The following is a 10,877-nucleotide window of genomic DNA, read 5'->3' on the forward strand; positions in this document are numbered from 1 at the left end:
TAGGTTGGGGTGAGGTGCCACGCACCGCACCCCAACGTTTCGGCCCCCAGAACCGAACGATGTTGGGGTTCGCTACGCTCACCCCAACCTACGCATTTGCGAACGGATCAAAAGGTCTTCGTATTAGAGGGTCACGGGTCTTCCGGCTGTTCCGCCCGTTTCGCCCGCAGTTTGTCCCAATAGGCCAACCGCTTGCGGATCTCGCGCTCGAAGCCGCGGTCGGGCGGGGCGTAGAACCGCTCCCGCTCCATGCCCTCCGGAAAGTAGTTCTGGCCGGAAAAGCCATCCTCGGTGTCATGGTCGTAGGCATAGCCGGCGCCGTAGCCCAGGTCCTTCATCATCGCCGTGGGCGCGTTGAGGATGTGCATCGGCGGCATCAGGCTGCCGGTGCGTTTGGCCGCGCGTCGCGCCGCGCCGAGCGCCACATAGCCGGCGTTGCTCTTGGGCGCCGTGCCCAGGTAGACCACCAGATGGGCGATGGCCAGATCGCCCTCGGGGCTGCCCAGGCGGTCGTAAATCTCCCACGCGGCGATGGCCTGTTCGGCCGCCGCCGGGTCGGCCATGCCGATGTCCTCCACCGCGAACCGGGTGAGCCGGCGCAGAATGTAGGCCGGGTCCTCGCCGCCCACTAGCATGCGCGCCAGCCAGTACAGCGCCGCGTCTGTGTCCGATCCGCGCAGCGACTTGTGAAGCGCGGAGATGAGGTTGTAGTGCTCCTCGCGGTCCTTGTCGTAGACGGGGGCGCGGCGTTGGGCCACGCGGGCCAGCCCCTCCGGGTTCAGCGGCGCCATGCCCTCGCCCTCGGCCTGCTTGAGGGCGAACAGCGCCTCGGCCAGGGTGAGCAGGTAGCGGCCGTCGCCGTCGGCCATGGCCCGCAGGGTGGCGCGGGCCTCGTCGGTCAGGGGCAGCGCTTCGCCGGTGGCGGCCTCGGCCCGGGCCATCAGCCGATCCAGCCCCTCGTCGTCCAACCGCCGCAGCACGAACACCCGCATCCGCGACAACAACGCGGCGTTCAACTCGAAGCTGGGATTCTCGGTCGTCGCCCCCACCAGAATGACCGTGCCGTCCTCGACATAGGGCAGAAAACCGTCCTGCTGGGCGCGGTTGAAGCGGTGGATCTCATCCACGAACAGCAAGGTGCCGCGCTGTTCCCGCCGACGCCGTTCCCGCGCCGCCTGGAACACCTTGCGCAGGTCGGCGACGCCGGAGAACACCGCAGACAGCGGCTCGAAATGCAGATCGACGTGATGGGCTAGCAGACGGGCGAGCGTGGTCTTGCCGCACCCCGGCGGCCCCCAGAACACGAGGGAGGCCAAGCGCCCCGCCGCCAGCATCTGGCGCAGCGGACCGTCGGCGCCGAGCAGGTGATCCTGCCCGACCACATCGTCGAGCGACTGCGGCCGCAGGCGGTCGGGCAGCGGCCGCGACGGATCGTCGTCAGGCACCGCCGACGACGCGGACGCCTCCGATGTCCCGAACAGGTCGCTCATCCGCCCACCGCGATGCGCGCGCGCCGGCCCTCGCGCAGGATGTCGATTTGCCACGGCGGGCCGGTGCGCCGCATCAGGGTGTCGAGATCGCTGACGGACGCCGGCTCACGGCCATTGACCGCCAGGATCACGTCGCCGGGCCGCAAGCCGAACCGTGCCGCCGGGCTGTGCGGGCCGATTTCCAGCACGACCACCGCGCCCTGCCCGTGAGGCTGGCGCAACTCTTCCGCCAGGGCGGGGTTCAGGTTGGCGACGACGACATCGTTCAGCGGATGGCGTCCGTTCAGCCGGGTGGGGTTGCGTGGCGGATCCTCCGGCGGCGCCCTGAGGGCGACCGTCAGGTCGCGCGCGCGGCCATCGCGCCAGATCCGCACCGTGGCCGAGCCCCCCACCGCGCTGGTGCCGATGCGGTAGCGCAGGGCCTCCTCGTCGGGCAGGTCGTGGCCTTCGAACGCCAGCACCACATCGCCCCGGCGCAGTCCGGCGCGCTCGGCCGGGCTGTTGGCGAACACGGTTGAGATCAGAACGCCGGCCGGGCGGGGCAGCCCCAGCGACCGGGCGATGTCACTGGTCACGCTCTGGCCGTCGAGCCCCAGCCACGGCCGGGTGACGGTGCCGCCGGCCAGCAGGCTGTCCACCACCACCCGCGCCATGGTGGCCGGCACGGCGAAGCCGATGCCGACGCTGCCGCCGTCCTGACTGTAGATGGCGGTGTTGATGCCCACCAGACGGCCTTGCATGTCCACCAGGGCGCCGCCGGAGTTGCCAGGATTGATGGCTGCGTCGGTCTGGATGAACGAGCGATAGTCGGTCAGGCTGACAGTGGATCGGGCCAGCGCCGAGACGATGCCCATGGTGACGGTCTGGCCGACCCCGAACGGATTACCGATGGCCAGCACCAGATCGCCCACTTCCAGGGCGTCGGAGTCGCCCAACGTGAGCGCGGGCAGCGATTCGGCGCCCACGTCGATGCGCAGAACGGCAAGGTCGGAGCGCTCGTCCGTGCCCACCAGGGTCGCCTCGAACTCGCGCCGGTCATGCAGCACGACGGTGATCTCGTCGGCGCTCTCAATGACATGGCGGTTGGTCAGGATCACGCCGTTGGGCCGGACAATGACCCCGGAGCCGAGCGAGTTCTCCACCCGCTCACGGGTCAGGGGACCGCCGAACGGATGGCCGAAGAAGCGGCGGAACACCGGATCGTCGAACATCGGCGGCATGCGGCGCTCGCGCACCACGCGGCGGCTATAGATATTGACCACGGCCGGCGCGGCCCGCTCGACCACCGGAGCGAATGACAGGGTGATCTCGGCGCGGGATTGGGGACGCTCGCGCGCGGTGGCGCCGTCCTGGGCCATGACGGGGCGGGGCGGAAGAGCGATCACGCTCCCCAGCAGGGCCGCCAGCAGGATGGCACCGACACGTCGGGGCAAGGATGGCATTGCTGATCCCGTGTTCAGGCGTGGTGATGCGGGTGGTTCCCAAATAGGGTGATCGCCCGCGTGGAGCAATCGAGGATCCCAATCCGGCGCGTCCTGATATATGTAGGGCTCGCCGACCCGGCGCGGGCCGGGTCCCCTCTTCCTCTCTATGCGGACGACATGCCGCCAGTGCCCAACGCTTCACCGGACTCCCCAATGCCCACCCGCGCGGGAACCGTGGCCCTCATGCGTCGCCTGATGCGCGAGTTCCTCGGCCCGCATGTGCGGACGATGGGGCTCGCCGTAACGTTCATGCTGGTGATGGCGCTGGCGACGGCCGCCACGGCATGGCTTCTGGAACCGGCCATCAACGAAGTGTTTCTGGGGAAACGCGAAGACGCCCTCTGGTGGGTGGCCGGCGGTCTCCTGGTGGCCTTTCTCCTGCGGGCGGTCGGCAACTACGCCCAATCCCTGCTGGTGACCCGCGTGGGCTTCCGCATCCTCACCGAGGCCCGTGAGCGACTGCAAGACAAGATCGCGGGGATGGAACTGCGGTTCTTCCGCGCCCACGCCACGGGCGACCTGATTACCCGCTTGACGTTTGATATCAACCGGATGCGACATGCCACCGTCAATGCCCTGACGGCGCTTGGCCGCGACCTTATGTTGCTGATTGCGCTGGTCGCCCTGGTGTTCTGGCAAGACTGGGTTCTGGCGCTGATGGCCTGCGTGGCGGCGCCCCTGACCGTCGTGCCGATCCGGCGCCTTGGCCGCAAGGTGCGCCGACGCGCCAGCGACACACAGGAGGAGACGGGCCGCCTGCATTCCCTGATGAGCCAGACGCTGCGCGGGATCCGCGTGGTGTGGATCGATGGGCGGGCCCAGGACATGCGCGCCCGCGTCGATGCGCTGATCAACCGGATCTTCCGCCGTCAGGTCAGCGGCGAGCGGGCGCGGACCCTGGTGACACCGATCATGGAACTGGCGACGGGGGCGGGGCTGGGGCTCGCCCTGTTCGTCGGCGGACAGCGGGTGCTTTCGGGCGGCATTGATCCCGGATCCTTGACCTCAATGCTGGCGGCCCTCCTGATGGCGTATCAGCCGGCCAAGCGGCTGGCCAACCTGTATTCGATCATCCAGGAGGGGCTGGCGGCGGTCGAACGCCTGTTCCAGCTTCTGGACACGCCGCCGGACATTGTTGAGCGGCCTGGCGCGATCGCCCTGCCCGCCGGTCCCGGCCGTATTGATCTGCGCGGCGTCGGATTCGCTTATCAGGCGGGGAGCCCGGTGCTGCACGACATTGATCTGACGGTCGAACCGGGTGAAATGGTCGCGCTGGTGGGGTCGTCGGGCGCCGGAAAGTCAACCTTGCTCAATCTGATCCCGCGCTTCCTGGAGGCTGAGGAGGGTGCGGTCCTGGTCGATGGCCATGACGTGCGTGACGTGACGATGGCCTCTTTGCGATCCCGGATCGCCCTGGTGACACAGGAGACCTTCCTGTTCGACGACACCATCCGCGCCAACATCGCCTATGCGCGGCCGGACGCCTCCGAGGAGGCCATTGAGGCCGCCGCGCGCGCCGCCGATGCCTGGGACTTCGTGTCCGCACTGCCGAAGGGCCTGGACACACCCATCGGAGAGCTGGGCGGGCGCCTGTCGGGCGGCGAGCGGCAGAGACTGGCCATCGCCCGCGCCCTGCTCAAGGATGCGCCGATCCTGCTGCTGGATGAACCGACGTCCGCGCTGGATTCGGCGGCCGAACACAGGGTTCAACAGGCTCTGGGTACTCTGAGTCGCGGGCGGACGACGCTGGTGGTGGCCCACAGATTGTCGACGATTATGGACGCCCACCGTATCTGCGTGGTAGACGGCGGTCGCTTGGTCGAACAAGGCCGCCACACCGAGCTTCTGGACCGGAACGGCCTGTATGCCTATCTCTACCGGGACTCGGGCCGGGGCGGCCCGGCATGAGGGGCCGGGACCACCCGTCGTGTGGCGGCATGGCCGTGCGGATCAAACGACACCGGCAATCTCACGTATCGAAAGGCGGAGAGTCGTTTTCGGTGGTCTGCAACGGCGCGGTCTGAAAGGATACCGTCATGCGCCTCTCCACGCGGTTCAAGTGATCGCGGCTCGGAACCGGGGCGCCTCAATGGTACGTGAGATGGGAACAGCCTGAACGGACGGTCGCGATTTGGCATCATGACGACGGCCCGGAACGAAGCCATAGCCGTGGGATCCACGGATGCGGGGCACAGCGATCCCGGACAGCGCGGACCGGCGCCAAGCGAGCCGGGCGCGGCGCGCCTGGATGCGCTGATCGAGTCGATCCCGGGGATCGTGTTTCAGCGCCTCCTTCGTCCCGACGGAACGCTGTCCTACCCCTTCGTTTCTTCATCGGTGGCGCTGCATACGGGCTACCGGCCGGACCAGTTGCGGCTGGCACGGGACGGCAGCCTGGATGTCATCCACTGGGCGGATCGTGACGCCAATCTTGCGCGTGTGCATGAGTCGGCGCGGACCCTGAAGACCTGCGACGAGGGCTTCCGAGTGATCGCGCGCACCGGCGAGGTGCGCTGGTTGGCGGGGGCCAGCGTGCCACGCCGGCTGGAGGACGGCAGCGTGCTTTGGGACGGAACGCTGATCGACGTCACCGACCAAAAGCGGGCCGAGCAGTGGCTTGGCATGGTCATGGATCACGCTGCCGACGTCATCATCACCATGAATGATGCCGGTCTGATCGATTCGTCCAACGCCGCCTCCAGGGTCGTCTTCGGGTGTGATCCGGACAGCCTGATCGGCCAGCCAGCCTCGACCCTGATGCCGCAGTTGGAGCAGGGCGACCTGAGCGAAGTGCTCCGGCAGTATCTCAACACCGGAGAGACCACGCTCGTCGGTCAGGGACCGCGCGAGTTGATCGGGCGGCATTTTGACGGCCGGCTGTTTCCCATCGAGATGGTGCTGTCGGAGGTCCTGACGGAGGGGCGCCGCCTCTTTATCGCGGTCATTCGCGACATCAGCCAGCGCAAGGAGACCGAGACGGCCCTGCTGGAAACGCAGCGCCGCCTGACCAACATCGCCGACAACCTTCAGGGACTTGTCTTTCAGCGCGTTCTGACCGACGACGGGCATCTGCGCTTTCTGTATATCACCGGCATGACCCTGGAGACGCTGGATCTGTCCTCCCAGGCCGTGATCGACGACGGCGACCTGCTTCTCAACGCCATGGATCCGGAGGACCGCAAGCGGTTTCTCGAGGCGGCGCATCACTCGGCCCGCACCCTCGATCCGATGGAGGACGACTACAAGATCGTCAGCCGTGAGGGCGCCGAGCGGTGGCTGCGCGGGTGGTCTCGACCCTATCGAACCGACGACGGGACCGTGGTGTGGGAGGGCGTTACGCTTGATGTGACGGATCGCAAGCAGGCCGAGAAACGGCTGATGTTCCTGGCGTATCACGACGCCCTGACCGGCCTTGGCAACCGCACCCTGTTTCTGGACAAGTTCGCCGCCCTGATCGGGGGTCAGGGGCCCGGAGAAGAGGGCCGCCCGTCGCGGTGGGCGCTGGTTGCGATTGGTCTGGATCGGTTCAGCATCATCAACGGCACGCTCGGACATGCCATTGGGGATCGTGTACTGGTCGCGGTTGCTCATCGCCTGCGCGAACCGCTCGGCGGTCATGAACTGCTGTGCCGAACCGGCGGCGATCGCTTCATGATGCTGTTGACGGACTGCGACACCGACGAGGCGCTTCAACTCGCGTTGAACGAGCTTACGGGCAAGTTCCAACGACCCCTGGAAGTCGGGGGCCACCAGTTCGACCTGTCCGTCAGTCTTGGCGTGAGTCTGTTTCCGGATCACGGGCAGGACGCCGAAACGCTCATCATGCACGCGGACGCGGCCCTTCACGAGGCCAAGTCGGAGGGCGGAAGCGCCTGCCGCCTGTTCACCCCGGCCATCAGCGAGCAGGCCAACCTGATCCTGACCATGCGCCACCGCATGCGGCGGGCGCTGGAGGAAAACCAGTTCAAGGCCTACTTCCAGCCCCAGGTGGATCTGGCCACGAACCGCATCGTCGGCTCCGAGGCCCTGGCCCGCTGGATCGCGCCTGACGGCACGCAGGTGTCTCCCGGCGAGTTCATTCCCATCGCCGAGGAGTACGGCCTGATCGACGAGATCTGCGTTCAGGTCATGGAGGATGCCTGCCGTTGGACGGCGCACTGGAACACCTTGGGGCTAGGCGATATCACGGTCGCGGTGAACATTTCCGGGCGCCAGTTCCACAATTCGCGTCAATTGGTGGAGATCGTGGACTCGGCTCTGACGAAATTGCGTCTGGCCCCGCATCTTCTGGACCTGGAACTGACCGAGAGCGCGGCCATGAGCGATCCGGAAAACGCCAGCCGGGTCATGCGCATGTTCACGGATCGCGGCATCGGCTGTTCGATCGACGATTTCGGGACGGGCCATTCGTCGCTGGCCGTGCTCAAGCGGTTCACCCTGCGCACGCTCAAGATTGATCGTTCGTTCGTCAAGGATGTCACCAGCGACTCCAACGACGCCGCCATCTGTTCGGCCATCATCGCCATGGCCCACGAGCTCAACCTGAAGGTCTGCGCGGAGGGCGCGGAGACCCCCGACCAGTTGGAGTTCCTGCGCGCGCACCGGTGCGACAAGGTTCAGGGCTTCCTGATCGCCAAGCCCCTGCCGCCGGAGGACATGGAGCGGATGTTGAGGGCCGGCATCCCGGAGGCGCTGCGCGGCCCCGTCCCCGCCAACTGATTTCGCCCCAGGTTTCAGGGAAGGGTCGGCGACTGGTCTCGCGACGCTAAGGGGTCGTCTGCGATGGAAGCCGTTTGATTGGGTCCCGCTGCGGCAGTCGGTGGCGGATCGGGACCCAATCATCCGGATACCAGCAGGTCTCATTTTGGCCGTGCGGCCTCCGAAGGGAACGGCTGGGCGCCCCAGGCGCGAACCGGACTCCCTCCCCTGGATCTATCATATTCACTCTTCTTCTCGCCGAAGCGGGGGCTCTTCGCTCGCGCGACAAATTGACTCGTCATTGCGAACCCCTCAGGAATCCCCTCATTTCGGAAAAGGGCCGCAAAATCAATGGGTTTCACGACATCGGCCTGCGCGATAACCTGTTGATTTAATTGCATGTTTAAGAAATGAGGGGATTCCTGAGTGCGAACCCTCGTCGCAAGACGAGGGTGAAGCAATCCAGGGCACAAAACGCAAATATCCACCCTAAATTGCTTTGTCGCTTCGCTCCTCGCAATGACGAGCATAAGTGAAGATATGTGAATATGATAGCCTGGATAGGGGAGGGCTGGGGTGGGGGTGAAAAAAAAGGCCCGTGGGTTGATGCGGCAAGCGGGGTCCGTGCGGACATCACCTCGCCCCCCTCCGACCTCTTCCCGAAGGGGGGAGGAGAGCAGGCCGGCCCCGACCGCAACCGGAGTTCTCCCTCCATCCTGAGAATTGCTGTCCGGACACCGGATCAGTGAAATTCCGAGGCGCGCTGGCCTATTTTTCGGGCATTGTGGCGAATTTTCCGCGTCCGGAACAAAAAATGCGCTGATTGGTCGAAATATTATAATCACAACTTAGTCTAAGTGACGCCTCTCAAGAAGTCGGTGTCAAACTCCTTCTTGGTCTTCCCCTCCCAATTTCGGTGGTGTTTTACCGAAGGTTTATGAAATCACTTGCCGGTCCGGGGGGGGCTCTGCGACCATTAATGACGGATTTTCCGGTCGTTGAGGCGCGCCAAAATGAAGATGAAAATCGCGGCCAAGCTGCCCTTGGCCATTGTGGTTCTGGCCGTGCTTTCGGTCATCGCCACCGGCATCATTGCCTTCAACCAAGCCCAGCAGAGCATGCAGGCCGCCGCGGCCCAGAAGCTGACTGCCATCAAGGAAGGTCGGCTGGCGGAGATGGAGCGCTACCTGGACTTCATCCACCATGACCTTGCCTCCATCGCCGAAAACGACATGACCATCGAGGGTCTGGAGGCCTTCGAGCGCGGCTGGGCCGACCTGGCGGACGGGGGCGACCCGATGACGGTGGCGCAACGCCTCTACATCACCGACAACCCCAATCCGGCGGGGGAGAAGCACCGGCTGAGCGATGCCCGTGACGGTTCGCTCTACAGCGAGGTCCACGCGCGCTATCACCCATGGTTCCGCCGCTTCCTGGAACGGCGCGGCTACTACGACATCTTCCTGGTCGATCACGACGGGACCATCGTCTATTCGGTCTACAAGGAGGCCGATTTCGGCACCAACCTTGAGACCGGACGCTGGAAGGGCAGCGAAATCGCCGACGTTTACCGCCAGATCAAGGCGGATTTCCGCGACGGCGCCTTTGCCATCACCGATTTCCGCCCCTACGCGCCCAGCGACGGCGTGCCGGCCGGCTTCGTCGCCGCGCCTGTGTTCGATCACGCTGGCGAAGAACACGGCGTGTTGATTTTCCAGCTTCCAATCGGCGGCATCAACACGATCATGCAGCAGACCGCCGGGCTGGGTGAGTCCGGCGAAGCCTACATCGTCGGTGACGATCTGTTGATGCGCTCCGACTCTCGGTTCTCCAACGTGTCCACCATCCTGAAGCGCAAGGTCGATACGGTGCCCGTGCGTGAAGCCCTGAACGGCGGGAGCGGCGTGACGGTGGCCAACGACTATCGCGGCGTGCCGGTTGTCTCCGCGTATGGTCCGCTGGAGTGGATGGGCATCAGGTGGGCCTTCCTGGCCGAGGTGGACAAGGCCGAGGTGGACCAGCCCGTCGTCGCCATGGGCATGGGCATCGCCGTGGCGGGCCTGATCATCGCCGTCGTGGTGGCGGGCATCGGTTTGGTGTTCGCCCGCTCCCTGACCGGGCCGATCAACCGCATGGTCGTGGCCATGAAGCGGCTCGCCGACAAGGATTGGACCGCGGAGGTTCCGGCCAAGGAGCGCACCGACGAGATCGGCGACATGGCCGCCGCCGTGCAGGTCTTCAAGGACAACGGCCTGGAGGTCGAGCGCCTGGAGGCCGAGCAGAAGGAACGCGACCGCCGCGCCGAGGAGGAAAAGCGCCGCGTCATGCTGCAGATGGCCGACGACTTCGAGGGCGCGGTCGGCGGCGTCGTGGAGGCCGTCTCGTCGGCCGCCACCGAAATGCGGTCCACGGCGCAGAGCATGGCGGCGATCGCCGAGGAGACTGAAAACCAGGCCTCCACCGTCGCCGCCGCCGCCGAGGAGGCCAGCACCAGCATCCAGACCGTCAGTTCGGCGTCGGAGGAACTGGCCGCCTCCATCCAGGAAATCAGCCGTCAGGTCAGCCACGCCAGCGAGATCGCCGGAGAGGCCACGCGGCAGGTCGAGCAGACCAACACCCAGATCGACGGCCTCAACAACTCGGCCGAACAGATCGGCGAGGTGGTCAAGCTGATTACCGATATCGCCGCCCAGACCAACCTGCTGGCACTGAACGCGACCATCGAGGCGGCGCGGGCCGGCGAGGCCGGCAAGGGGTTCGCCGTCGTGGCCAACGAGGTCAAGACGCTGGCCAGCCAGACGGCCAAGGCCACCGAGGACATCTCCGACCGCATCCGGGGCGTGCAGTCCGAAACCCTGGCGGCGGTCAAGGCCGTGCGGTCCATCGGCGATGTCGTGGCCCAGGTCAGCGAGATCAGCCAGTCGATTGCGTCGGCCGTGGAGGAACAGACCGCCGCGACCCGGGAAATCACCCAGAACGTGGAACAGACCGCGAAGGGTGCCCAGGAAGTGACGATGAACATCCAGAGCGTCAATCAGGCCGCCGGCGAGGCGGGCAGCGCGTCCAGTCAGGTGCTCGGCGCGGCCGGACAACTGGCCGAGAACGGCGAGGTCCTCAAGCGTGAGGTGGGCGCCTTCCTCGCCCGCATCCGCAACGGATAGGGCCACCCGGGCCCTACCTGTCGGCGGCGGGCGGGCGCGTCTCG

The 10,877-nt window shown here is 66.1% G+C and carries 5 protein-coding genes; 3 read left to right on the plus strand and 2 right to left on the minus strand.

Going from position 1 to position 10,877, the window contains the following annotated elements:
* Positions 1-131: 131 nt before the first annotated feature.
* Together BLS85_RS07515 and BLS85_RS07520 are read right to left on the minus strand one after the other, a co-directional pair.
* A complete protein-coding gene (locus tag BLS85_RS07515; RefSeq protein ID WP_092784617.1) occupies positions 132-1,490 on the minus strand; it encodes a replication-associated recombination protein A in 1,359 nt (452 codons plus the stop codon).
* Positions 1,487-2,932: a DegQ family serine endoprotease gene (locus tag BLS85_RS07520; RefSeq protein WP_092784620.1), complete on the minus strand. Its 1,446-nt coding sequence runs from the start codon at positions 2,930-2,932 to the stop codon at positions 1,487-1,489. The genes BLS85_RS07515 and BLS85_RS07520 overlap by 4 nt, the downstream gene beginning before the upstream one ends.
* Positions 2,933-3,127: 195 nt before the next feature.
* Between BLS85_RS07520 and BLS85_RS07525 the strand changes: the two genes are divergently transcribed.
* The 3 genes from BLS85_RS07525 to BLS85_RS07535 all read left to right on the plus strand — a co-directional run bounded on the left by BLS85_RS07525 (position 3,128) and on the right by BLS85_RS07535 (position 10,833).
* A complete protein-coding gene (locus BLS85_RS07525; protein WP_176793480.1) occupies positions 3,128-4,882 on the plus strand; it encodes an ABC transporter ATP-binding protein in 1,755 nt (584 codons plus the stop codon).
* 261 nt (positions 4,883-5,143) lie between these two features.
* A complete protein-coding gene (locus BLS85_RS07530) occupies positions 5,144-7,693 on the plus strand; it encodes a sensor domain-containing protein (protein ID WP_176793482.1) in 2,550 nt (849 codons plus the stop codon).
* Between the two features lie 992 nt (positions 7,694-8,685).
* Entirely contained in the window at positions 8,686-10,833 is a 2,148-nt protein-coding gene (locus BLS85_RS07535; protein WP_092784627.1) for a methyl-accepting chemotaxis protein, read from the plus strand.
* Positions 10,834-10,877: the final 44 nt, after the last annotated feature.

This window comes from Rhodospira trueperi, assembly GCF_900101965.1.
Classification (GTDB): Bacteria; Pseudomonadota; Alphaproteobacteria; order Rhodospirillales; family Rhodospirillaceae; genus Rhodospira; species Rhodospira trueperi.

Coding starts and splice junctions, on each gene's coding strand:
- BLS85_RS07515 (WP_092784617.1), bottom strand. CDS start 1,490: ATGAGCGACCTGTTCGGGACATCGGAGGCGTCCGCGTCGTCGGCGGTG.
- BLS85_RS07520 (WP_092784620.1), bottom strand. CDS start 2,932: ATGCCATCCTTGCCCCGACGTGTCGGTGCCATCCTGCTGGCGGCCCTG.
- BLS85_RS07525 (WP_176793480.1), top strand. CDS start 3,128: ATGCCCACCCGCGCGGGAACCGTGGCCCTCATGCGTCGCCTGATGCGC.
- BLS85_RS07535 (WP_092784627.1), top strand. CDS start 8,686: ATGAAGATGAAAATCGCGGCCAAGCTGCCCTTGGCCATTGTGGTTCTG.